Genomic DNA, 23,699 nt, shown 5'->3' with positions numbered 1-23,699 from the left:
TATTGTCTTATAATTTATATTATGTAAAATAGAATTTTTAAAAACAACAGCTTATATTTTAATCCTCTAACATTTTTACATCACCATCAAAACGAATACTAGTACGATCAGAACTGTTAATGCGTACTGAAGCTTTTAAGTTACTATAAATTGAAATATCAAAATTAAAAGATTCTGTTTTGTTTTGAGCGTCAAACTTAATACGATACATTTTTTTATTCTCGTTATATGTTATCAATACATTTTCGGGTTTTCCCTGAATATCTATTCCTTGCTTTTCTGAATAACCACTTCCCATTTGTCGCTCACCATAATAAGGTAAATTAATATTTATAGAATCATTCATTAACTTTATATGATTAGCAGTCTTTGAAATATCTATTCTAGAAGCTGAACTTCCAATAGGTAATAAATTTAAATTACTAACAGCATTCATTCCTGATGATGACATCGGATATGCAACTTGTGATTCTATATTAAAAGATTTATCATTCATCATTAGCTCAAGCTTTGCTTTTTGCTCCTCTGTTGCTACAACTGAAGAACTGACACATGCTTGAAATAATCCTAGCATAATTAATACAACTATAAACTTCAACTGCTTCATTACTTTAAATTTCATCTAATATACACATCATCAGTGATTTAATTCAAACTTTAACCTTCTATGTTAATAATTCCGTTTTCAATTTTTTCAATTACAGCTTGTGCAGCAGATTCTCCATTAAGCATTGCAGCGTTTAATGAACCGTTTGCTAAATGATCTCCAGCTAAAAAAATATGGTCTTTTAATTGAGTTTCTGATTTTGGTAACATGTAGTTAACTGATACCATGATTGGTAATGCTTTTTTAATTGAAAAATATTTTATACACTCAAAAACTTCAATATGGCATAAATCTTTAAGTTCTTGCTTAACATGTTCAATTAATTGTTCTTTAGTAAAATCATGTTCTTTAACTATACTGACAGAAATAATGGGTTGATTATTTTGGTGTTCTGTATGAAAATTATTGATTAATGCTTGGTCATCAGCAATTAAATTAATTAAACTTGGACTTAAATTTGAAGTTGTTTTAAAGTATAGGTTTTCGACAGACTTCCACTCGATTTCTTGATTATTAAGGTTTGTGATAAGTTGAGAGGCTTCAGTTGCAATGATAACATAGTCATAAGTTGAAGTTTTTCCATCAGAAAACCTAATAGTTTGATTATTAACGTTTTCTATAGCTGTATTAAAGTGAAAATTTGACTTATCTAGCTTTGCTGCTAATTGATTAGAAATGGCTTGAATGCCTTTTTTTGGTACTGTAGCATAGCCTTCTGTAAACATTTTATAGACAAATTCAAATTTACGTGACGATGTTTTAAGTTCTGTTTCTAAAAAGATTCCTGTAAAAAATGGTTTAAAAAAATCATGGATAACTTGGTCTGAAAAACCAAATTCTTTTAGATATTCAAGTGTTGTGACTTCATCTTTTCTGAAAATCGAATCAAAAGATTGTTTTTGTAAATGCGTCCGTAATTTTAATATTTTAAGTTTATCACTTAAGCTTCCGATGTTTGAAATAATTGTCGGTATTAATAAACTTATATCTCTTAATGGATCTCCGATAGACTGTGGCTTTCCATTTTTAAATATTTTAGCGCCAGGTTTAAAGTATTTTAAGTCAAGTAAATCAAAATCTAAATATTTTTTAGCAGCTGGATAGGCTGTTAGTAATACTTGAAAACCATGATCAAACTTAAAACCTTCCCTATAATCTGTTTTTACGCGGCCACCAACACGGTCTGCTGCATCGAATATATCAAAATTGTAACCAGCATTTTTTAAATTGATTCCCGCAACAAGGCCACTTACACCTGCACCAATAATGGCAATTTTAGGTTTATCCATAAATTTTTATCAATTGTTTATAAAGTTTTATTAAATTGAATTTCGAAGCTAAAAGTTTTAATACATTACAACAAAAAATATGTCTAATAATAACAAAAATATGGGAGTTATATCTACAAATAATAGCGAAATAACATTATATATTCATACAGACAATCGGTTGGCAAAGCAAAGTATCGCTGTGGCTGAGGCCTCAAAAGCCATTACGAAAGTAGTTAATTTAAATGAAGTACAACTTACTGAGACACAATGGGCTGATTTGGCAGATTTACTTAATGTTAAAGTGCATGAATTAGTTAATTTTAATCATGATATTATAACTTCTAAGCTCGGCAAAAATATTGATGTTGAACCTAATCAACTTCTAAAATTATTGAGCCAAAATCAAGCGGTTCTTAAACATGGTATCGCAGTTCGTGGAGAACATGCACTTTTTATAACGCAAATAAACGATTTAATGCAGCTTCAGGAAAGTGATTCTGGAGATGTAAAAATTCCATAAGTACTATAATTTTGTATGTTTGTATAAAATTTAATCATGCAGGTTAAAATACTAGATCAAACGCCTTCAATTTTACATCAATTTTTAAACGAAATCCGGGATGATGATTACCAAAAAAACAATCATCTTTTTAGAAATAATTTAAAACGAATTGGTGAAGTTATGGCTTATGAGATAAGTAAATCTTTAGTTTTTGAGCCAAAAACGATAACAACTGTTCTCGGTAAAAAAGATTCCGTAGATTTTTTATGTCAGCCGGTCATTATTTCAATTCTTAGAGCAGGACTTGCATTACATCAAGGTTTTTTAAATTACTTTGACCACGCTGAGAATGGTTTTATTTCAGCAAATAGAATTAACAAGAATGGTGAAATATCAATTGAATTGGCCTACAAATCTTTGCCAAATATTAACCATAAAACTTTAATTATTGCAGACCCGATGTTGGCAACTGGTCACTCAATGGTTGAAAGCTTACAACAATTATTAAGTAACCACTCACCTACTCATGTACACATCGCAACAGTTGTAGCCGCACCTGAAGGAGTTGATTATTTAAAACAAAAATTTAATAACTTACCAATTACACTTTGGGTAGCCTCAAAGGATAAACAATTAAATGAAAAAGCCTACATCGTTCCTGGTCTTGGAGATGCAGGAGATTTAGCTTATGGTACAAAACAATAAAATAATGATGAAAAAAAATTTAATTAAGTTAACTGTTTTAACAGTTCTATTATCTAGTTGTGTTTCGAAAAAAAAACTCACACAAGCCGAAAATCAACTTCAACTCAAATCTGAAGAAATCTCTGAATTAAGAAAAGAAAATGATTCAATTAAAAATCAGGTTGAAGCTATAGAAGATAAAATATTTGCTTATCAGGCTCAAGTGGAAAACTTACAAGATGATAATGAAAATAAGTTAACAATGACTGAAGATGGCACAATGATTTTACCAGAAACACGCCAAAAAGTTGATAGAATTTTGCAAAATGTAGATGAATCTAAATTAGGATCTGCTAAAGACTTTAAAGATTCACTTAATATCGCTATAGCTGAAAATATTAAATCTTCTTTAGCAAGCAAAATGAATGATGGTTCAACAACTGAAAATGCTGGTTTCTTAAATGTAAATGTCAACCAAGCTTTGGTTGAAATTGATTTATCTAACGCTATTTTGTTTGAGTCAGGTAGTGCTTTTGTGAAACTTTCTATTTATGATTTAATTGAAAATATTGCAAATACTATTAATTTAAAGCCTAATGTTAAAGTAAGTGTTGTCGGTCATACCGATAACATAAAGGTTACACCTAACAATTTTGTTAAAGATAATATCGAGCTAAGTTTAAAACGTGCTGCATCTGTAGCAAGAATTTTAAATGAAAAGTTTGATGTAAATCTTGAAAGGGTTTTAGTTAGTGGCGCTAGTGAATATCAACCAATAGCTGATAATTCTACTGTTGAAGGACGAGCTAAAAACAGACGTGTAACTATTAAGTTAGTCCCTAATTTGAAAGAATTTGAGTCCGTACTGGATTAATATAAAATATTTGAACAATAAATTTAAAAGCCAATTTAATTAAATTGGCTTTTTTAATACCTAAAATTTGCAAATGTATTTGAAGAACTATAAGTAGTAATATTACTTCAGATCTGTAATAATAATTAACTAAGCTTATTTCAATTCATCTACTTTAATCCAAACCTTATCTTCATTAAGTTTGAAGCTACCTTGGTAATTAAAATTACACTCGCTTGGTGAAATGAGTGAAAGAAATAAGTCTTCATTTTTGTCACGATATAAATGGTAGATTTTACCAACTATAGGTTCAAAATTAAACTTAGCGCTATAAATTAAATTATTGTATTTAAATTTTTCCATCAAATTTTCAAACTGAGACTTTAAATTTTCATACTCTGTATTAATTTGATGGTTAACTTTAGAAACATTAGAGTTTTTCCAACCGGTTAAATCTGTTGGTGTAATTTTAGGCGCACTAGAATTGGTTCCATAAGGTAAAACGCCTGCATTATATTTCTCGGTTTTAGGGTTAAAAACAACTTGATCTGGTTTTTTAGATTTTTCAGACATTCAATTTTTTAAACCAAATTAAAACTAACTCAAGTTTAGACATCTTATTTTTTGAAAATATTAATAAAATTGGTGTCTAATACAGCTAATTAGGTAATTAGTTGTTCTTTTTTATGGTAATGCGTGTAAGAAACCATAGTTTTGCAAATAATTTTAAATCAGTAAATTACATTTTTATGAGTCAAGTAAAAGAGAAAGACACCATTAAAGTACATTACACAGGAAAATTAGCTTCAAATGGAGAAGTATTTGATAGCTCACTTGAGCGCGAACCATTAGAGTTTACATTAGGTGAAGGCATGCTAATTCCTGGTTTTGAAAAAGGTGTTATTGATATGAAAGTCAACGAAAAGAAAACAATCAATATCAAAAAAGATGAAGCTTATGGCGATGTTCGTGAAGAGCTTTTTCAAAAAGTAGATAAAGCACAATTACCAAAAGAAATCGAACCTAAAGTTGGAATGGGATTAGTTTCTCAAAACCCAGATGGTACAGAACGTCAACTTCGTGTAGCTGAAGTTAATGATGACCATATTGTTGTAGATGCTAATCACCCATTAGCTGGACACGACTTAACTTTTGATCTTGAATTAGTTGAAATCAAGTAATTAAAGAGCAAAAATTTATTTTTAAAGCCATCTTACCTCAAGATGGCTTTTTTAGTTTAATAAGTTTTTAGCATTTCTTGAATTCACTCTGCCCTATTTTTGTAAAATTTAATAAAAAGCTAAATAATTAGAAATAATGATTATAGAAGTTTTTAAATTTTGTGTTGATTTTGGTTTACTTGTACTCATTTTAATGGTTCAAGTTATTGTTTACCCTTCATTTTTACATTTTTCTAAAACTAATTTAATAAAATGGCACCAATCGTATACGCCAAAAATTACAACTATAGTTGCTCCATTAATGATTGCTCAAGTTGCCTTACATGCATATACATTAATATTTAGCTTTAGCTATCTACAAGTTATTCAAACTATATTAATTGCCTCAGTTTGGTTAATTACATTTTTATATTTCGTTCCATTACATCAAAAAATTGAATCCAAGCAATTTACAACTCAAAACCTAAAAAACTTGATTAATTATAATTGGCTAAGAACCATTATCTGGCTTTTTATCGTTCTCTTAAGCCTACTAGAATTGTAAATGATTGATAATCAAATATAAATTTGGATATTTACTTTTAAATCACTATCTTAGCGAGATTTCAGTATTAATGCTTTAATATTATTTACCATATATGAGACAATTAAAGATAACTAAACAAGTTACCAATCGTGAATCAAAATCCTTAGATAAATATTTACAAGATATTAGCAAAGTTGACTTAATAACTGCTGAAGAAGAAGTTGAATTAGCTCAACGAATTCGAGAAGGCGACCAAGTTGCCCTTGAAAAATTAACAAATGCCAACTTGCGTTTTGTGGTTTCTGTAGCTAAGCAGTACCAAAATCAAGGTTTAAAACTTCCTGATTTAATTAATGAAGGAAACGTCGGTTTAGTTAAAGCTGCTAAACGTTTTGATGAAACACGTGGTTTCAAGTTTATTTCTTATGCTGTTTGGTGGATTAGGCAGTCAATTTTACAAGCGCTTGCCGAACAATCTCGTGTTGTAAGATTACCACTTAATAAAATAGGTGTCATAAATAAGATTAATAAGACTTTTTCACATTTAGAACAAGTTAATGAAAGACCGCCTTCAGCTTCTGAAATAGCCAAAGAACTTGAAATGAGCGAATCACAAGTGAAGGTTGCACTTAAAAATTCAGGACGTCATTTATCGATGGATGCGCCTTTTAAAGAAGGTGAAAATGATTCTAATTTATATGATGTTTTAAGTTCGGCAGAATCTCCTACTCCTGATGATCAGTTAATGAGAGATTCTCTCAGTGTTGAAATTAATAGGGCTCTTGACACCTTATCTCAGCGTGAAGCTGATGTAATCAGATTAAATTATGGTATTGGTAATCAACCAGCTATGACACTTCAAGAAATTGGTGATACTTTTGATTTAAGTCGTGAACGTGTAAGACAAATTAGAGAAAAAGGCATAAGACGCCTTAAGCATCAATCAAAAAATAAAATACTTAAAAAATATTTAGGTTAACATAAAAAAAGCGGTTCATTTTGGACCGCTTTTTTTTATTGTAGGTAAACTAAACTTAATTATTCACCAGTTAACTCTTTAATTTGACTATTGATTTTTTTAGCTTTTTCATCTTCAGCTAGCTGATAATATATATTCAATAGAGTTCTCAAAGCATCTAAATTTTTTGGATTGATTTCAACAACCTTTTCTAAATAAGGCAAAGCTTCGCGATAATACTTTTTACGTTTTTTATTGAGTTCCTGATATTTTTTATTTTCCGCAGGAGACGTTCCTAATTTATTCATTTGCTCAACAAGTTCTTTTTCTTTTGCTAATGTTGCCGTTGCTAAATTAACGTAAGCATTTTCTAATTCAGGATCAAGTTCAATTGCTTTCTCGTAATACTCACGAGCACCTTTTAAATCACCCAGTTGCTCTGCGCTAACGCCTAAATTATAATATAGGGTAGGATTATCAGGATCTTCATTAACGACTTGTTTCATGATTTGATTATATTTTTCAATATTACCTAACCTATAATATAAATCTGCTTCTGCTTGAAGAATTTCTAAATCCTCAGGACTTTCTTTTTTAGCTTCAGCAATAGCTTCAAGCGCTTTTTCTGTTTCATCCTGTTGAATGTAAATCAAGGTCATATTCTTGGCAATTTCACCGCGAACTGATTTAGAAACTTCATCCTTTGGATTAACGTATTTACCTGATTTAACTGAAAAATCTCTCATATCTTGTGTTTGAAATGATTCTTCTTTACCAGTTTCAACGTTGGTTGCGATATATTGTGTTTTAATCCCTCTGTAGCCTAAGTCCATAAGCTTACTGTAGTAATTAATTGCTTTATCATAGTTTTGTGCTTGAACAGCTGCAGAAGCTGCGTAGTACAAATACATGGTATCTTTCTTGTTGAGTGTATAACTCTTGTAAAGTTTATCTGAAGCAATTACATTTTCACCTTTATTTTGGTCTTTAATTGCGCTACTCACAAGGTTTTGCTTCATAACCTTAAGCTTTTTACTGGCTTCATCTACATCTCTACCTAGTTCTATTGCATTATTGTATGCCTTTGCGGCAATGTCAATATCCTCTAGTGTATTATTACCTGCAAAAGCTCTCATTTCATAAGCTTTACCTTTTAGTAAATAGAATTCTGACAACCATCTATTATTTAACTCAGATTTCAAGGGCTCAGCTTTTTTTAGTAAAGTTATGGCTGTTCCAAAATCATTAACTTCTAAGGCGTCTTCAGCATCTTTTACTTCACTTTTTTGAGCAAAAATTAGGGAAGTAGCTAAAAGGGCTAAACTAAATACTGTCTTTTTCATGTCGTTTGTAAACTTAAGTTTGTTTTTATTTAATTATTAATTTTCAGTTGAATTATTGTTTTCTTCAGAAGATTCAATTTCAATATTTTCTTCATCATCTTGCTTTGCTATTTTAGCAACAGCCGCAATAGAGTCGCCATCTTTTAAGTTGATGAGTTTTACGCCTTGTGTAGCTCTACCCATAACTCGTAACTCATTTACGGACATTCTTATAGCAACGCCAGATTTTTTAATAATCATTAAATCTTCATCATCTGTTACACTTTTCATGGCCACAAGTGAACCAGTTTTCTCAGATATAGTGATGGTTTTTACACCTTTACCTCCACGATTAGTGATACGGTAAATTTGTTCTCCATCTTCATCATCTATAAAAGTTCGTTTACCATAACCATTTTCTGAAACCACTAAAATAGTTTCTTCTTTAGGATTATTAACTGTAACCATTCCTACAACTTCGTCTTTATCATCTGCAAGTTTTATGCCACGAACTCCTGAGGCATTTCTACCCATTGGTCTTGTTTTATCTTCTTCAAAGCGAATGGCTTTACCACTTTTAACGGCAAGCATTACATGGCTATCACCAGTTGTTAAAGCTGCCGAAAGTAATTCGTCACCATCTTTAATAGTAATAGCATTAATACCGTTGCTTCGTGGACGAGAATATTGTTCTAAAACTGTTTTCTTGATTTGGCCTTTTTTCGTGGCCATAACCACATAATGATTATTGATAAACGCTTCGTCATTCAAGTCTTCAACACAAATGAAAGCATTGATCTTGTCATCAGGCTCAATACTGATTAAATTTTGAATTGCTCGGCCTTTAGAGGCTTTACTACCTTCAGGAATTTCATAAACTCTCATCCAAAAGCATTTTCCTTTTTGAGTAAAGAATAGCATATATTGATGATTAGTTCCAGCAAAAATATATTCTAGAAAATCCTCATCTCGTGTTGTTGATGCTTTTTGCCCAACGCCACCTCGACTTTGGGTTTTGTATTCGGCTAATGGTGTACGTTTGATATAACCCGCATGTGAAATTGTTAAAACAACGCTTTCATTAGGAATCATATCTTCAATACTGACATCGCCGCCTGCTAAATTGATAATTGAGCGTCTTTCGTCACCGTATTTTTCTTTAATTTCAAGAAGTTCATCTTTTATGATTTGCATTCTGCGATCTTCATTAGCAAGAATATCTTTCAAATCATCGATGGTTTTCATGAGTTCTTCGTATTCTGAACGAAGTTTATCTTGTTCTAGTCCAGTTAGCTGACGCAAACGCATCTCAACAATTGCTTTTGCTTGAATTTCAGTTAAGCTAAAGCGTTCAATTAATTTATTTCTAGCTTCTTCAGCATTTTTTGAACCTCTGATTAGTGCAATAACTTCATCTATATTGTCTGATGCAATGATTAGTCCTTCTAAAATATGAGCGCGTTCTTCAGCTTTTTTTAAGAGATACTTTGTTCTTCTAATCACGACATCATGCCTATGGTTAACAAAATGAACAATGAGGTCTTTTAAATTTAATTGTTCAGGTCTACCATTTACTAGTGCGATATTATTAACACTAAATGAAGTTTGTAATGCCGTATGTTTGAATAATGTGTTTAAGACAACGTTAGGAACGGCATCGCGTTTTAAGAAATAGACAATACGCATACCATTACGGTCAGACTCGTCTCTTATTAAAGAAATCCCTTCAATCTTTTTGTCGTTAACCATATCAGCAGTTTTCTTAATCATGTCTGCTTTGTTAACCTGATAGGGAATTTCAGTTACAATGATACATTCTTTACCATTAACTTCTTCAAAATGAGTTTTAGCGCGCATAACCACACGACCACGACCTGTTTTAAAGGCTTCTCTGACGCCTTCATACCCATAAATAATTCCACCAGTTGGAAAGTCAGGCGCCTTTATATACTCCATTAAGCCTTCAACTTCAATAGAATTATCGTTAATGTAAGCTGTGGTGCCATCAATAACTTCAGTTAAATTATGAGGTGGCATATTAGTTGCCATACCAACGGCAATTCCGCTAGCACCATTAACTAATAAATTAGGAATTCGAGTTGGTAAAACGGTAGGTTCTTCTAAAGTATCATCAAAGTTAAGCGAGTAATCTACGGTTTCTTTGTCGATGTCAGACAGCATTTCTTCGCTAATTTTCTGCATTCTAGCTTCAGTATAACGCATTGCAGCTGGGCTGTCGCCATCTACTGAGCCAAAATTACCTTGACCATCGACTAATTGATAGCGCAAGCTCCAGCTTTGAGCCATCCTAACCATGGTATCATAAACAGAGGTATCTCCATGTGGGTGATATTTACCAAGAACTTCTCCAACAATTCTTGCTGATTTCTTGTGTGATTTATTTGACAATACACCAAGTTCATGCATACCAAAAAGCACACGTCTATGCACGGGTTTCAAACCATCCCTAACATCTGGAAGTGCTCTAGAAACGATAACAGACATTGAATAATCAATGTAAGCTGTTTTCATTTCATCTTCGATATTAATAGGAATTAACTGTTCTCCTTCAGTCATATATTAAAATTTATTAAATTAAATTTGAAAGTTGCTAATTTACATAAAATAATAACTAATTTAGCAATATAACAAACCTAATCATCAATCAAAGGCGCTAAGTTATTAACAACTGTCATTTTTTCAGTTTAAGTTAATTAGAGTCTTATTAATTAGCACTACTTTTTTATTGGTACTATAATTGATGATTAATTGAAAAATGATATTATGGATGATAACTTTTCACCAAAAGTAAAAGACGTAATCGCTTCGAGTAAAGAAGAAGCCTTAAGATTAGGCCATGATTTTATTGGAACCGAGCATTTAATGCTAGGCTTATTACGTGATGGCTCTAGTAAAGCTGTAAATATTCTTGGCGCTTTAAGTATAGATTTAGAATTAATTCGTAGAAAAGTTGAAATTTTAAATCCTTCAGACCATGAAAACACTAATTTCAATAAAGATAAAAAGAACCTTCATTTAACGCGACAAGCTGAGCGCGCACTCAAAACTACTTTTTTAGAGGCAAAATTATTTCAAAGTTCATTAATCAATACAGCTCATTTATTATTGTGCATTTTAAGAAATGAAAATGACCCAACAACAAAACTGCTAAACAAGTACGATATTGATTATGATAATGTTAAGGAAGAATTTAAATCAATGATGACACAAGACGGAGATTACCAAGATTTACCAACAGATAATTATCAAGGCGAATCTTCTCCTGAAGGTGAATCTGATAAAAATCCATTTTCTGGAAGCGCTTCTAGTAAATCGAAATCAACGAAGAAGTCTAAAACACCTGTTCTAGATAACTTTGGTCGAGATTTAACAGCTATGGCTGAAGAAGGTAAACTTGACCCTGTAGTTGGTCGCGAAACAGAAATTGAACGTGTTTCACAAATACTAAGTCGAAGAAAAAAGAATAACCCTTTACTAATAGGTGAACCTGGTGTTGGTAAATCTGCTATAGCTGAAGGTTTAGCGCTTCGTATTGTTAATCGCAAGGTTTCAAGAATATTATATGATAAACGATTAGTTACACTAGATCTTGCTAGTCTAGTAGCCGGAACAAAATACCGCGGTCAGTTTGAAGAACGCATGAAAGCTGTGATGAATGAACTTGAAAAAAATGAGGACATCATTTTATTTATAGATGAAATTCACACCATTGTTGGTGCTGGTGGAGCCACTGGTAGTTTAGATGCTAGTAATATGTTTAAGCCAGCTTTGGCTAGAGGCGAAATTCAATGCATTGGCGCCACTACCCTAGATGAATATAGACAACACATTGAAAAAGATGGCGCTTTAGAAAGACGTTTTCAAAAAATTATTGTTCAACCAACTTCAATCGATGAAACGGTAGAAATATTAAACAATATCAAAAGTAAATACGAAGATCATCACAGCGTTACTTTTACTGATGAGGCTATTGATGCCTGTGTAAAGTTAACTAATCGCTATATGACAGAACGATTTTTACCAGACAAAGCTATTGATGCTCTTGATGAAGCTGGTAGTCGAGTTCATATGACCAACATAAATGTTCCTCAACGCATTATTGAAATTGAAAAAGAACTCGAAGAAATCAAGGAGTTAAAAAATTCGGTTGTTAAAAAGCAAAAGTATGAAGAAGCAGCTAAATTAAGAGATGACGAAAAAACGCTTGAAAATAAATTAGCTGAAGCCCAAGAAGAATGGGAAAAAGAATCTAAAGAAAACAGAGTTGCTGTAAATGAAGAACATATTGCAGATGTAGTTTCTATGATGACTGGTATTCCTGTTAACAGAATTGCTAAGACTGAAAGCAATAAACTGGCTGAATTACCTCAAACTATTAAGGGAAAAGTGATTGGCCAAAACCAAGCTGTTACTAAAGTTGTAAAAGCAATTCAAAGAAATCGAGCTGGCTTAAAAGATCCTAACCGACCAATTGGTTCATTCTTCTTCTTAGGTCAAACAGGTGTTGGTAAAACACAATTAGCTAAGGTTTTAGCTCGAGAATTGTTTGATAATGAAGAGGCTTTGGTTAGATTAGACATGAGTGAATACATGGAGAAATTTGCTGTATCACGATTAATCGGTGCTCCTCCAGGTTATATTGGTTATGAAGAAGGCGGCCAATTAACTGAAAAAGTAAGACGTAAACCCTATGCTGTAATTTTACTTGATGAAGTCGAAAAAGCACATCCAGATGTGTTTAATATGCTACTACAAGTATTAGATGATGGTCACTTAACAGATAGTTTAGGAAGAAAAGTAGATTTCAGAAATACTATTATTATCATGACCTCTAATGTTGGTGCTAGAAAATTAAAAGACTTTGGTACTGGTGTAGGATTTGGTACACAAGCTCAAAAATCTCAAGAGCAAGATAATAGTCGTAAAGTTATTGAAGGTGCACTTAAAAAAGCATTTTCACCAGAATTCTTAAACCGAGTCGATGATGTTATTATCTTCAATGCACTTGAAAAAGAAGATATAGAAAAAATTATCAATATTGAATTACAACAATTATATAGCAGAATAGAAGAAATTGGCTATAAATTTAAATTATCTGATTCAGCCAAAAGTTTTATTGCTGAAAAAGGTTATGATAAGCAATATGGTGCAAGGCCTCTAAATAGAGCGATACAAAAGTATATTGAAGATGCCTTGGCTGAAAAAATTGTTAATTCAGATATTGAAGAAGGCGACTCTATTATGATGGACTACAATGAAGGTGATGAAGAATTAAGTATTTCAATTACCAAATTATCGTCTACAGAAGAAGCTTAATATACTAATTCAACTAAACTAATAACCACTTCAGCTTTTGGAGTGGTTTTTTTATTTTAAGTTGAAGCCTTTTTCTCAAACATTTTTTTTACAACAAACACATGCGGAATAGTTACAGACGCAATAAATGCGAACAAAATTGATAAAATATATTTAGTGTCTTTTAGTAAGAAATAAAAGACAATTAAACCAATAATTGAAATTAACCAATACACAAATGATTGTTTAAGATACATCAAAAGATTTTGAAAATTAATACTTCCGAAGCTGAAATCTATTTGGTCTTTTAAAGATGGTAAACTATGCCACAAAACAAAATATAAAGCAAAACTCCATATTAAATCCGACACATAAAATGTGGCTGTAAACAACAATAAATAAAATATATTTAAAACAATAGTTGATGCTTTACTATTTATTTTTTTTGCACATAAAATAAAACTAATTGAAGTAATGATAAGACTTACTAAAATATTAAACAAGTAAATAGATTCATTCACCACAAACCCACTCAAATTTTCAATAATAGTGGTAGACTCAACTTGGTTGAAATATAAAATCATACCAATGACTAAATTACCGTAACATATAAAAAAAAGTTGCTTTATATAATTAGGTGCTTTTAAAAACGCCTTTTGCCAATGTTGCTCACCAAAATGATAAGCACTAGCAAGAATAAAGACAGGTAAACTAACAATAGGAATCAAATAAAAAGCAACAGCAAAAGAAATAATAAAGAGTGAGTAATAAAAAATGTATTTTAAAATCGATTGTTGCCTTTGAATATTTTTTATTAAAAAAATATCATTAGATCCGTGAATTAAACCAATACTTAAAATCCCTAAAAGACCAATAGAAGTTTTTATTTGTTCGGGTAAATAAAACCCAATCCAGACAAGAAAGAAATTTAATACAATTATGTAATTATAAAGTTTAGACATTATCTTAAACATGAACAACAAATATAATTTAAAAAGTTTTCTTAAAATGAAATTACTTTGTTTAATTTTTAGGTATATTTGATTAAACAAATTTTAAATTAAAAGCTATGAGAACTTTTATGTATTTATTGTCTGACATGACCAAGATGGCAACTGATGATTATGTCGGATTTACTTTTTTTGTAGGCAGTATGGCTATGATGGCCGCATCTGCTTTTTTCTTTTTATCGCTAAATCAGTTTGATAAAAAGTGGCGAACTTCAGTTTTAGTGTCTGGTTTAATTACATTTATTGCAGCCGTTCACTATTTCTACATGCGTGATTATTGGGATGCATTTCAAGAATCTCCAACATTCTTTAGATATGTTGACTGGGTTCTAACAGTTCCATTAATGTGTGTTGAATTCTTTTTAATTTTAAGAGCTGCTGGTGCTAAACGCTCATTAATGTGGCGTTTAATCTTCTTCTCTGTCATTATGCTAGTAACAGGTTATTTTGGAGAAGCCGTATGGAGAGATGCTTCATGGCAATGGGGTCTAATTTCAGGTATTGCTTATTTTGTTATTGTTTATGACATTTGGTTAGGTAAAGCAAGAAAATTAGCCGAAAGTGCCGGTGGCGAAGTCTTGAAAGCGCACAAAATCTTGTGTTGGTTTGTATTAGTTGGATGGGCTATTTACCCAGTAGGTTACATATTAGGTACACCTGGTGGTTTATTCGGAATCGATTTTGGAGTTGACGCTTCATTTATGGATGTTGTTTATAACATTGGTGATGCTGTTAATAAAATAGGATTTGGTTTAGTAATTTATAGCTTAGCTGTAAAATCCTCAAAATAAATTTGTAAACAACCAACTAAAAATCTTAAAGACCGAAATTATTTTCGGTCTTTTTTTTGTACCTAGTAAAATTGATTTCTTTAGAATAATAAATGATTTTAAAATTTCATTCTTATTTTCGCAAATTACATTTTGAAATCTATGCTTGTAAACGAAACCAAAAAATTAACTTCAACTGAAGTCGATTCACTTAACAAAAAATATAAAACATTAACTCTACACCAACGTATTAAAGAACTTTACAAGGATTTTGAAATTGAAGACGTCATGGTCACAAGTTCCTTCGCTGCAACATCAGCATTTTTACTAAAACTATTTTCTGAAGTTAATAAGTCACAAGTAATTTATTTTATTGATACAGGCTATCATTTTGATGAAACCATAGCCTATAAAGAACAATTGACGAAAACTTATGGATTAAATGTTAAGTCAGTTAGCGCCTTAAAACATGAGCATGAATTTACTACTAAAGACAAAACATGGACAAAAAATCCTGATTTTTGTTGCTCTATCAATAAGGTTAAGCCATTAGAAGTTATTAAAAAAAACTATAATGTTTGGGTTTCAGGATTAATGGAATGGCAAAGCGATCACCGTTCTACATTAAATTTTTTTGAACAACGTGGTGAAATACTTAAATTTTATCCTTTGTTGGATGTTACCAAAAAAGAAAGGGATGAATTTATTAAAAAACACAATTTGCCATTTCACCCGTTAGTTAGTCAAGGTTACCACTCTATTGGATGTAAACATTGCACTGTGCCAGGAAAAGACCGAAGTGGTAGATGGAATAATAACCCAAAAACAGAATGTGGCCTTCATTTATAACTATTTTATTACTTTGTTTAGCATAGTACTGTAACAAAACAAATACATAGTCGTCTATTTAATAGATATCAATCATTAAAAACGAATAATTATGGACGCTACATTTGCTGAATCAGGATTTAACTCTAGTAGACAATCTATTTCTAGAGCTGAAAAATTAGAATTTAAGAAAACACGTTTAATTTATTGGAATAGTAAACGTCGTTTTTGAATTATAAAAGCGCTCGAAAGAGCGCTTTTATAATTATTATAGGGTTTTCATTTCAGGATCAAGATCAGCTTCAAGACTTTCTAAAAATGAGATTATGTCGGCTACTTCATCTTCGGTAATGTCTTTATTGCTTTGAAGCTTAGCCATAATTTTAATACTTTTCTCTAAACTCTCAACAGAACCATCGTGAAAATAGGGACTTGTTTTGGTTATATTTCGTAAACTAGGCACTTTAAAAATATATTCGTCACTAGATTTAACGGTAACTTCAGCTAAGCCTTTATCAATTTTTTTACTTTTAGTATATTCCCAATAATTACCAAATAGTCCGAATTTTTGCATCATACTACCGCCAAGAGCTACACCGCTATGACAGGTTATACAGGCATTATTTATAAAAGCTTTTAAACCATCTTTTTGCTTTGCTGTTAAAGCATCTTCATCACCATCTAAATAACGATCAAATTGACTTACAGGTGTCATTTTTCTTTCAAATGCACCAATAGCATTTGTAAGATTTTCAAAGGTTAAACCGCTTTCAGGATACACTTCATTAAAACTTTTAACGTAGTTGTCTATTTTTTTTAACTTTTTAACAATGTAAAGCGAATCTGGAATTGAGTGCTCAACTGGATTTAAAATGGGCATTCCAGCTTGCTCTTCTACGTCCTTTGCTCTTCCATCCCAAAACTGTGAACTATGTAAATGTGCGTATAAGACGCTTGGTGAATTTCTTGTTCCAAATTCTTTTGTATCACCAGGTGAAGTTGGAAGGTTATCTACGCCATATGTTGAAAGATTATGGCATGAATTACAGCTAATTGTATTGTTTTTAGATAAGCGTTTATCAAAATATAAGCGTTTACCTAAGTTTACTTTTTCCTCTTTTAAATCTTTTTTTTCTAATTGTGTAACTGATGCGAAAAAAGTATTAGCCTGTTTGTTGAGTTCAGATTTTTCAGGTACTTTTTTAACAGCATAAGTATCTTCAGTAGATGAAGAATTACAGCTTATAAAAACAGCTATAATTAATATACTTAATATTGATTTCATTTTTCATGCATTTAAAGCAGTTGATTTTTAATCAACTGCTTAATTAATTTATATTATAATAAAGTTGATGGGCAAACGTAATCGGTGACTTTAATATCATCTTCTAGAATTTTGTCAAACCCACCACGGACATCAACAAAGTTGTCAAATCCTCGTTGCTTCAATATAGAAGCCGCAATCATACTTCTGTAACCACCTTGACAATGAATCGCAAACTTAGTATCTGGCAATTCAGCTAAATGTTTATTAATTTCATTTAATGGAATATTTTCTGCACCAACAACGTGTTGCGATTCATATTCACTTCTTTTACGAACATCTATAATTTTAGCACCATCATCGGCTAAGAAATCTTCTAAACCATTAACATCTATTCGTTTAACTTGGTCTAACTCTTTTTGAGCATTTTTCCAGGTGTCTATTCCATCTTTTAAATAACCAATAGAATGATCATAACCAACGCGAGCTAACCTTATAATGCTTTCTTCTTCTTTACCAGGATCAGTCACTAATAATATAGGCTGTTTAATGTCTGGAATAAGTTCGCCAACCCACTGTGCAAAGTTATTGTCTAAACCAATATTAATACTATTTGGGATAAAACCATCTTTAAAAACTTCAGCTTCTCTAGTATCAAGAATTAAAGCTTTAGTTTCGTTTGCGGCTGCTTCAAAAGCATCAGCATTAAGTGGTTGTTGACCACGCTCAATAACTTGATCAATACTATCATAACCTTGGATATTCATCAATACATTTTTAGGGAAATATCCTGGAGGCGCTGTTAGTCCATCAAGTAACTCTTTGATAAATTCATCCTTAGACATGTCAGCTCTTAAAGCATAATTGGTTTCTTTTTGATGCCCAAGCGTATCTGTGGTTTCTTGGCTCATCATTTTACCACAGGCGCTTCCGGCTCCATGATTTGGATAAACTATTAAATCATCAGATAATGGCATAATTTTGTTTCTTAACGAATCAAACAAATGCCCTGCAAGTTTTTCTTCCGTTAAATCTTCAATTACATGTTGAGCTAAATCTGGGCGTCCTACATCACCAATAAATAATGTATCACCAGTAATAATACCATGTTCTTTACTATTTTCATCAACTAATAAGTAGGTGGTTGACTCCATAGTATGTCCTGGTGTATGAATCACTTTTATCGTATATCTACCCACCTTAAATTCTTGATTGTCTTCAGCAATTAAAGCATCAAAACCAGGTTTTGCGGTAGGACCATAAATTATTTTAGCGCCTGTTTTTTTTGCTAAGTCTAGGTGCCCACTTACAAAATCAGCGTGGAAATGGGTTTCGAATACATATTTAATATTGGCATTATCTTCATTAGCTTTATCAATATAAGGCTGAACTTCTCTTAATGGGTCGAAAATGGCAGCCTCACCTTGATCTTCTAAATAATAAGCCGCGTGAGCTATGCATCCTGTATAAATTTGTTCTACTTTCATAATTCTAAAATTTTAAATTTTCAGCTAATTTAAAATTGAAGCTAATTTTGAAGTGTAATAAAAGTCACATAGTTAGGATTAATACCTCGAAATATGATAAATATCAGTTTCTACATATAAAAAAGCTGAAATCTACACTTAAATAGTCATAAATGAGATTTCAGCCGCGTTGTTCCTAATAATAAAACTCTTAAAAGTTAAAGCAATAAATTTTAAGAAGATCTCGTGAATACAGGTTCGTTTACTTTTTTGGTTTCATTAGGGTTAAATTGATAACCTTCTAGGTTGAAGCCTTTAATACCATCAAGGCTCTCAACATCGGACTCTATAAGAAATTTAGCCATTGCACCTCTAGCCTTCTTCGCATAAAAACTGATAACTTTATACTTACCATTTTTAAAATCCTTAAATACTGGTGAAATGACTTCAGACTTAAGTTGTTTTCGGTTGATTGCCTTAAAATATTCTTGACTAGCTAGGTTAACAATAAGTTCATTATTTGACAATTCAGAATTAAGATGATCAGTTAGTTTCGACTGCCAAAACTCATACAAGTTATTTGAATCATTAACTTTAAGTTTTGTTCCCATTTCTAAGCGGTATGGAGACATCACATCAAAAGGTCTTAAAACTCCGTACATACCCGATAAAATACGAATAGAATTTTGTAGAGACTCGTAGTGCTTTTCAGAAATAGAATTAATGTTAAGGCCATCATAAACATCCCCGTTAAACATAAAAATAGCTGGTCGGTCTTGAGTGTTGTCATTAGCTTTTTTAGCACTGTAGCGATTTAAATTCAATGTTGCAAGTTTTTCACTAATTGACATTAAGTCACAAAGTTGAGATCTATTAAATTCTGCTAATTTGTCATTTAGTAAATCTGACTCTTCTCTAAATAATAATTCAGTTGAATACTTATTAGAATAACTAGATTCTAAATCGAGTGATTTTGCTGGCGAAAGTAAAATTTTCATTGTTTCTTTTTTAGTAAAGTTAGGAAGATGATAGGTTTATAAAAACTACTTTTTTAATTTTTTAAGTAATACAAATATAAATTTTATCTATATTTATGCTAAATTAATATACATATACTAAATAAATATAGTTATGAAAAATTGCCCTCAATGTCGTTCTATAAAAATCATTAAAAGTGGTATTATTAATAATAGGCAGCGCTATCATTGTAAAAATTGTAATTATTACTTTACCGTAAATAAATTAGGGAAGCAAATTGATAATTACTATGTAATTAAAGCAATGCAATTATATTTGGAAGGTTTATCATATAGAGAAATAGAGCGAATTCTCGGTGTCTCACACGTTAGCATCATGAATTGGGTGAAAAAATATAAAGTCAATCGAATCAAGCAGACGGACTACCACCCAACCTATAAAATACTTAGCCATTCAGAGTTAGCTAACTACTTCAACGATAGAGAACAATTAAGTGGTGCAGGAGTCATTATTACGGAGCTAGGTGACAAATTTATGCTTATAAAATGGGAAAGATTTAAAGAATAACTATAAAGTTAACAAAAAACTATATTGATTTTTATTTAATATTCATTTTAATACATATTTGGTTTTGAGTTTACGTCAAAAAATAAACTTTAATAACTAAAATATGATAACAAATGAATTCAAAAACTAACTATTTTTTAATATTTTTCTTTTTATTTTGCATAGTAGCAACATCACGTAGTCAGGGCTCCTTATACTATGATGGTGGCTTCAAAATTAAGTTTGGTGAAAATCAAGATAAGTTTTTAAGGATTATTTCTTGGGCGCAAGCCCAGTATAACTATTTAGAAGATGTTCCTGAAAATGCATCCAATTATAATTTTCAGTTAAGACGTGCAAGGCTTTTATTAATTGGACAAATCACCAAGGATTTTACAATAGTAACACATCTCGGTTTAAATAATTTGAATGCCAATACAATGAGTCCAACTGGTCTTGGTAATGGTTCTCAGTTATTCATGCATGATGCCTGGGCTCAATATAATTTTAGTGAAAAGTTGAGTATTGGTGGTGGTTTACATTATTTTAATGGTATTTCAAGGCTTAATAACCAAAGTACCTTAAATATGCTCACACTTGACAATAATAGAGCCTCTTGGGCTACACTTGGTTTAAGCGATCAATTTGCCCGTCACATAGGAGTATTTGCAAAAGGAAAACTTGGTAAATTAGAATATCAGTTAGCCATTAATGATGCTACTACTTCTTCGCTTGACACGAGACAAGTTAGTCCTAATTATAGTATCTATAGTGGTAGATCTATTATCGGTTCTAAAACTGCCGGAAAAACATACGCAGGTTATTTTTCCTACAACTTCTTAGATCAAGAATCTAATTATTTGCCTTATAAAGTTGGCTCATATTTAGGTACAAAATCAGTTTTTAATTTAGGAGCTGGCTTTTTTATGCACCCCAATGGCTCTGTTATTTCAGAGAATTCTGTTCCAAAAGGTGAAGATGTTAACATTTTTGCTTTAGATGCATTTTTAGATCAACCCTTAGGGAATTCAGGAGCTGCCTTAACAGCGTATGCTGTTTTTCAAAGTAATGATTATGGAACAAATTACTTATTAGGACCTTATGCAACAGGTTCTATGTTATACAGTCATGTTGGCTATTTGTTAGCTACAAATAAAACTGACTTGAAATTTCAGCCCTATGCCTCTATTTCCCATCAAAATCTTGATGCATCAGAACATGATAAATCTATTATAGGCCTAGGTATTAATGCTTATTTCAGTGGTCATAATTCAAAATTAACTTTAGAATATAAAAATGAAAAATTTGGTAATGTACAACAAACTATTGTGGGCTTACAAGCCATGATATATTTATAAACACAAAAAATGAAAAATTCAAAACAAAAAAAACAGGCACACGCAACTGCCTATTGGAAAGAAAATTTAAGATATCTAATCATACTACTTAGTGTTTGGTTTATAGTGTCTTATGGAGCTGGTATTTTATTTAAAGATGTTTTAAATGAAATCAAACTTGGTGGTTTTAAACTAGGATTTTGGTTTGCCCAACAAGGATCAATTTACATATTCATTATTCTAATATTTGTCTATGTAAGACTCATGAATAAACTAGATAAAAAATACGGATACGATAAATAAATAAACTATGGATTCTCAAACACTTACTTATATTTTTGTCGGTATTTCATTTGCTATTTATATAGGAATAGCCATTTGGAGCCGAGCAGGTTCAACTAAAGAATTTTATGTTGCTGGTGGAGGCGTTTCTCCTTTAGCTAATGGAATGGCAACAGCAGCTGACTGGATGTCTGCAGCCTCTTTTATTTCTATGGCTGGCATCATTTCATTTATGGGATATGATGGTTCAGTTTTTTTAATGGGTTGGACAGGTGGATTTGTTCTACTAGCGCTTCTACTCGCTCCATATCTTAGAAAATTTGGAAAGTTTACGGTTCCAGATTTTATAGGAGATCGTTATTACTCTAAAGTAGCTCGTTCTGTTGCTGTAATATGTGCCCTGTTAGTTTCATTTACTTATATAGCAGGTCAAATGAGAGGTGTAGGCGTCGTATTTTCGCGATTTTTAGAAGTCGAAATTGAGACTGGTGTAATTATAGGGATGATTATTGTTCTTTTTTATGCTGTTTTAGGTGGTATGAAAGGTATTACTTATACTCAAGTTGCGCAATATTGCGTTTTAATTTTTGCTTTTCTTGTCCCTGCAATTTTCATTTCTTTTCAAGTTACAGGTAACCCGATACCAATGTTTGGTATGGGTGATACACTTGTTAACCAGCCTGATACATATATGTTAGATAAATTAGATGGATTAAGCCAGGAACTTGGATTTAATGCTTATACAGAAGGCTCTAAAAATATTGTTGATGTATTTGCGATTACGCTTGCGCTAATGGTTGGTACTGCTGGGCTTCCACACGTGATTGTAAGATTTTTTACAGTAAAAAGAGTTAGAGATGCAAGAAAATCTGCTGGATTTGCACTATTATTCATAGGTATTCTTTACATAACTGCGCCAGCCGTAGCATCTTTTGGTAAATTGAATATGCTAGAAACAGTAAACAAGAAGAAGTACACAGATATGCCTGAATGGTTTACAACTTGGGAAGACTTAGGCCTATTAGCTTGGACAGATAAAAATGCAGATGGTAAAATACAATATTTAGGTGAAGCTAAAGAAGGCGGCGATGCGTTAACTGGTATTCCTGCTTTCGAAGAGAAAGCAAGAGGAAACAATGGTGAGCGAATTGTTAAGAACCCATCAAATAATAAAAATGAACTTTATGTCGATCAAGATATTATGGTTTTAGCTAATCCTGAAATTGCTAAATTACCTAATTGGGTTATTGCCCTGGTAGCCGCTGGTTGTTTGGCTGCCGCTTTATCTACTGCTGCAGGTTTATTATTGGTAATTTCATCTTCAGTATCTCACGATTTGATTAAAAAAATGGTTTATCCAAAAATTACAGATAAAGGAGAGTTAATAGCTGCTAGACTTTCATCTGTAGCTGCAGTTGTTGTTGCTGGCTATTTTGGGATTAATCCGCCTGGTTTTGTGGCAGCAGTTGTGGCATTAGCTTTTGGTCTCGCAGCCGCTTCATTTTTTCCTGCTATTATCTTAGGTATCTTTTATAAAAGAATGAATAAAGAAGGCGCTATAGCTGGAATGGTTGTTGGTATTTCATTGATGCTGTTTTATATGCTAAAATTTAAGTTTGATTTCTTTGGTGGTGGTACTTCAGAAGACTGGTGGTTTGGTATTTCTCCAGAAGGCTTTGGGTCGGTAGCTATGGTTGTCAACTTTGTGGTCTCTATTAGTATTAGTAAATTTACTCCTGCACCACCTCAAAATGTTCAAGATATGGTTGAAAATGTTAGAATTCCAAGTGGTGCTGGAGAAGCAACTGGACATTAATGTTTTTTATATAAAAGCCTCTAAGATGAAAAAAAGACACCAACAAAAGTTAATTTTGCTTTCTATTACTTTGGTTGTACTTTTAAATTTACCGCTTTTGTTTATTTATAACAAAGCGGTAATCATCTTCGGCATACCTTTATTTTATATTTCAATTTTTTTTATTTGGTTGGTAAGTAGTT

Annotated in this window: 22 protein-coding genes; 13 read left to right on the top strand and 9 right to left on the bottom strand. The window is 31.7% G+C overall.

All coding sequences use genetic code 11. The features are described from left to right. Positions 1–58 precede the first annotated feature (58 nt). Positions 59–607, bottom strand: coding sequence for a DUF4251 domain-containing protein (locus BUB82_RS00590; RefSeq protein ID WP_159432015.1), 549 nt, complete (start codon positions 605–607; stop codon positions 59–61). Positions 608–657: 50 nt separating this feature from the next. Further along, positions 658–1,896, bottom strand: a complete 1,239-nt coding sequence (locus tag BUB82_RS00585; protein WP_073190544.1) for an NAD(P)/FAD-dependent oxidoreductase — start codon at positions 1,894–1,896, stop codon at positions 658–660. Positions 1,897–1,975: 79 nt separating this feature from the next. Here BUB82_RS00585 and BUB82_RS00580 point away from each other — a divergent pair, with 79 nt between their 5' ends. The 3 genes from BUB82_RS00580 to BUB82_RS00570 are packed head-to-tail and all read left to right on the top strand — an operon-like array spanning position 1,976 to position 3,938. Then, positions 1,976–2,398, top strand: a complete 423-nt coding sequence (locus BUB82_RS00580; protein WP_073190543.1) for an ArsC family transcriptional regulator — start codon at positions 1,976–1,978, stop codon at positions 2,396–2,398. Positions 2,399–2,434: 36 nt separating this feature from the next. Next, positions 2,435–3,085: a uracil phosphoribosyltransferase gene (upp, locus tag BUB82_RS00575; protein WP_073190538.1), complete on the top strand. Its 651-nt coding sequence runs from the start codon at positions 2,435–2,437 to the stop codon at positions 3,083–3,085. Between the two features lie 4 nt (positions 3,086–3,089). After that, positions 3,090–3,938, top strand: coding sequence for an OmpA/MotB family protein (locus BUB82_RS00570; RefSeq protein ID WP_159432014.1), 849 nt, complete (start codon positions 3,090–3,092; stop codon positions 3,936–3,938). Positions 3,939–4,073: 135 nt separating this feature from the next. Here BUB82_RS00570 and BUB82_RS00565 read toward each other — a convergent pair whose 3' ends face one another. Further along, positions 4,074–4,490, bottom strand: a complete 417-nt coding sequence (locus tag BUB82_RS00565; protein ID WP_073190532.1) for a DUF2452 domain-containing protein — start codon at positions 4,488–4,490, stop codon at positions 4,074–4,076. A gap of 176 nt (positions 4,491–4,666) precedes the next feature. On the opposite strand from BUB82_RS00565, the gene BUB82_RS00560 reads away from it, so the two are divergent. The 3 genes from BUB82_RS00560 to BUB82_RS00550 all read left to right on the top strand — a co-directional run bounded on the left by BUB82_RS00560 (position 4,667) and on the right by BUB82_RS00550 (position 6,603). After that, entirely contained in the window at positions 4,667–5,098 is a 432-nt protein-coding gene (locus tag BUB82_RS00560) for an FKBP-type peptidyl-prolyl cis-trans isomerase (RefSeq protein WP_073190529.1), read from the top strand. Positions 5,099–5,234: 136 nt separating this feature from the next. Further along, a complete protein-coding gene (locus BUB82_RS00555) occupies positions 5,235–5,642 on the top strand; it encodes a hypothetical protein (protein WP_073190526.1) in 408 nt (135 codons plus the stop codon). 94 nt (positions 5,643–5,736) lie between these two features. Continuing rightward, a complete protein-coding gene (locus tag BUB82_RS00550; protein WP_073190523.1) occupies positions 5,737–6,603 on the top strand; it encodes a sigma-70 family RNA polymerase sigma factor in 867 nt (288 codons plus the stop codon). Positions 6,604–6,662: 59 nt separating this feature from the next. On the opposite strand, the gene BUB82_RS00545 is transcribed toward BUB82_RS00550, so the two are convergent. Then, on the bottom strand, positions 6,663–7,925 hold the full coding sequence (locus BUB82_RS00545) for a tetratricopeptide repeat protein (protein WP_073190520.1): 1,263 nt from the start codon (positions 7,923–7,925) through the stop codon (positions 6,663–6,665). A 36-nt stretch (positions 7,926–7,961) separates the two neighbouring features. Continuing rightward, the gene (gyrA, locus tag BUB82_RS00540) at positions 7,962–10,481 is read right to left on the bottom strand and encodes a DNA gyrase subunit A (protein ID WP_073190517.1); all 2,520 of its coding nucleotides are present in this window, start codon (positions 10,479–10,481) and stop codon (positions 7,962–7,964) included. Positions 10,482–10,688: 207 nt separating this feature from the next. Here gyrA and BUB82_RS00535 point away from each other — a divergent pair, with 207 nt between their 5' ends. Then, positions 10,689–13,241, top strand: coding sequence for an ATP-dependent Clp protease ATP-binding subunit (locus BUB82_RS00535; RefSeq protein ID WP_073191828.1), 2,553 nt, complete (start codon positions 10,689–10,691; stop codon positions 13,239–13,241). A 56-nt stretch (positions 13,242–13,297) separates the two neighbouring features. Here BUB82_RS00535 and BUB82_RS00530 read toward each other — a convergent pair whose 3' ends face one another. Beyond that, the gene (locus BUB82_RS00530; RefSeq protein ID WP_159432013.1) at positions 13,298–14,182 is read right to left on the bottom strand and encodes a Brp/Blh family beta-carotene 15,15'-dioxygenase; all 885 of its coding nucleotides are present in this window, start codon (positions 14,180–14,182) and stop codon (positions 13,298–13,300) included. Positions 14,183–14,289: 107 nt separating this feature from the next. Here BUB82_RS00530 and BUB82_RS00525 point away from each other — a divergent pair, with 107 nt between their 5' ends. Next, positions 14,290–15,021 (top strand): bacteriorhodopsin-like, encoded by a 732-nt coding sequence (locus tag BUB82_RS00525; RefSeq protein ID WP_234949740.1) that lies wholly within the window; start codon positions 14,290–14,292, stop codon positions 15,019–15,021. A 141-nt stretch (positions 15,022–15,162) separates the two neighbouring features. Then, positions 15,163–15,849 (top strand): phosphoadenylyl-sulfate reductase, encoded by a 687-nt coding sequence (locus BUB82_RS00520; protein WP_073190511.1) that lies wholly within the window; start codon positions 15,163–15,165, stop codon positions 15,847–15,849. Positions 15,850–16,096: 247 nt separating this feature from the next. Here BUB82_RS00520 and BUB82_RS00515 read toward each other — a convergent pair whose 3' ends face one another. The 3 genes from BUB82_RS00515 to yaaA all read right to left on the bottom strand — a co-directional run bounded on the left by BUB82_RS00515 (position 16,097) and on the right by yaaA (position 19,556). After that, positions 16,097–17,113, bottom strand: a complete 1,017-nt coding sequence (locus BUB82_RS00515) for a cytochrome-c peroxidase (protein WP_073190508.1) — start codon at positions 17,111–17,113, stop codon at positions 16,097–16,099. A gap of 53 nt (positions 17,114–17,166) precedes the next feature. After that, positions 17,167–18,579, bottom strand: a complete 1,413-nt coding sequence (locus tag BUB82_RS00510; protein ID WP_073190505.1) for an MBL fold metallo-hydrolase — start codon at positions 18,577–18,579, stop codon at positions 17,167–17,169. A 212-nt stretch (positions 18,580–18,791) separates the two neighbouring features. After that, positions 18,792–19,556 (bottom strand): peroxide stress protein YaaA, encoded by a 765-nt coding sequence (gene yaaA, locus BUB82_RS00505; RefSeq protein WP_073190502.1) that lies wholly within the window; start codon positions 19,554–19,556, stop codon positions 18,792–18,794. Positions 19,557–19,689: 133 nt separating this feature from the next. Here yaaA and BUB82_RS00500 point away from each other — a divergent pair, with 133 nt between their 5' ends. The 4 genes from BUB82_RS00500 (at position 19,690) to BUB82_RS00485 (ending at position 23,517) form a co-directional block, all read left to right on the top strand. After that, positions 19,690–20,103: an IS1/IS1595 family N-terminal zinc-binding domain-containing protein gene (locus BUB82_RS00500; protein ID WP_073190498.1), complete on the top strand. Its 414-nt coding sequence runs from the start codon at positions 19,690–19,692 to the stop codon at positions 20,101–20,103. Between the two features lie 113 nt (positions 20,104–20,216). Further along, on the top strand, positions 20,217–21,440 hold the full coding sequence (locus tag BUB82_RS00495; protein ID WP_073190495.1) for a porin: 1,224 nt from the start codon (positions 20,217–20,219) through the stop codon (positions 21,438–21,440). A 9-nt stretch (positions 21,441–21,449) separates the two neighbouring features. Further along, positions 21,450–21,722 carry a DUF4212 domain-containing protein gene (locus BUB82_RS00490; RefSeq protein WP_073190492.1) on the top strand — a complete coding sequence of 91 codons (273 nt, stop codon included), beginning with the start codon at positions 21,450–21,452 and terminating at the stop codon, positions 21,720–21,722. Between the two features lie 7 nt (positions 21,723–21,729). Continuing rightward, entirely contained in the window at positions 21,730–23,517 is a 1,788-nt protein-coding gene (locus BUB82_RS00485) for a sodium:solute symporter family protein (RefSeq protein WP_073190489.1), read from the top strand. Positions 23,518–23,699 lie beyond the last annotated feature (182 nt).

This window comes from Psychroflexus salarius (assembly GCF_900129035.1).
Lineage (GTDB): Bacteria > Bacteroidota > Bacteroidia > Flavobacteriales > Flavobacteriaceae > Psychroflexus > Psychroflexus salarius.
This window is presented reverse-complemented; position numbering and strand designations above follow the sequence as displayed.

Coding starts and splice junctions, on each gene's coding strand:
- BUB82_RS00565 (WP_073190532.1), bottom strand. CDS start 4,490: ATGTCTGAAAAATCTAAAAAACCAGATCAAGTTGTTTTTAACCCTAAA.
- BUB82_RS00545 (WP_073190520.1), bottom strand. CDS start 7,925: ATGAAAAAGACAGTATTTAGTTTAGCCCTTTTAGCTACTTCCCTAATT.
- gyrA (WP_073190517.1), bottom strand. CDS start 10,481: ATGACTGAAGGAGAACAGTTAATTCCTATTAATATCGAAGATGAAATG.
- BUB82_RS00490 (WP_073190492.1), top strand. CDS start 21,450: ATGAAAAATTCAAAACAAAAAAAACAGGCACACGCAACTGCCTATTGG.
- BUB82_RS00500 (WP_073190498.1), top strand. CDS start 19,690: ATGAAAAATTGCCCTCAATGTCGTTCTATAAAAATCATTAAAAGTGGT.
- yaaA (WP_073190502.1), bottom strand. CDS start 19,556: ATGAAAATTTTACTTTCGCCAGCAAAATCACTCGATTTAGAATCTAGT.
- BUB82_RS00495 (WP_073190495.1), top strand. CDS start 20,217: ATGAATTCAAAAACTAACTATTTTTTAATATTTTTCTTTTTATTTTGC.
- BUB82_RS00560 (WP_073190529.1), top strand. CDS start 4,667: ATGAGTCAAGTAAAAGAGAAAGACACCATTAAAGTACATTACACAGGA.
- upp (WP_073190538.1), top strand. CDS start 2,435: ATGCAGGTTAAAATACTAGATCAAACGCCTTCAATTTTACATCAATTT.
- BUB82_RS00530 (WP_159432013.1), bottom strand. CDS start 14,182: ATGTCTAAACTTTATAATTACATAATTGTATTAAATTTCTTTCTTGTC.
- BUB82_RS00520 (WP_073190511.1), top strand. CDS start 15,163: ATGCTTGTAAACGAAACCAAAAAATTAACTTCAACTGAAGTCGATTCA.
- BUB82_RS00590 (WP_159432015.1), bottom strand. CDS start 607: ATGAAGCAGTTGAAGTTTATAGTTGTATTAATTATGCTAGGATTATTT.
- BUB82_RS00535 (WP_073191828.1), top strand. CDS start 10,689: ATGGATGATAACTTTTCACCAAAAGTAAAAGACGTAATCGCTTCGAGT.
- BUB82_RS00580 (WP_073190543.1), top strand. CDS start 1,976: ATGTCTAATAATAACAAAAATATGGGAGTTATATCTACAAATAATAGC.
- BUB82_RS00570 (WP_159432014.1), top strand. CDS start 3,090: ATGATGAAAAAAAATTTAATTAAGTTAACTGTTTTAACAGTTCTATTA.
- BUB82_RS00555 (WP_073190526.1), top strand. CDS start 5,235: ATGATTATAGAAGTTTTTAAATTTTGTGTTGATTTTGGTTTACTTGTA.
- BUB82_RS00585 (WP_073190544.1), bottom strand. CDS start 1,896: ATGGATAAACCTAAAATTGCCATTATTGGTGCAGGTGTAAGTGGCCTT.
- BUB82_RS00485 (WP_073190489.1), top strand. CDS start 21,730: ATGGATTCTCAAACACTTACTTATATTTTTGTCGGTATTTCATTTGCT.
- BUB82_RS00525 (WP_234949740.1), top strand. CDS start 14,290: ATGAGAACTTTTATGTATTTATTGTCTGACATGACCAAGATGGCAACT.
- BUB82_RS00550 (WP_073190523.1), top strand. CDS start 5,737: ATGAGACAATTAAAGATAACTAAACAAGTTACCAATCGTGAATCAAAA.
- BUB82_RS00515 (WP_073190508.1), bottom strand. CDS start 17,113: ATGAAATCAATATTAAGTATATTAATTATAGCTGTTTTTATAAGCTGT.
- BUB82_RS00510 (WP_073190505.1), bottom strand. CDS start 18,579: ATGAAAGTAGAACAAATTTATACAGGATGCATAGCTCACGCGGCTTAT.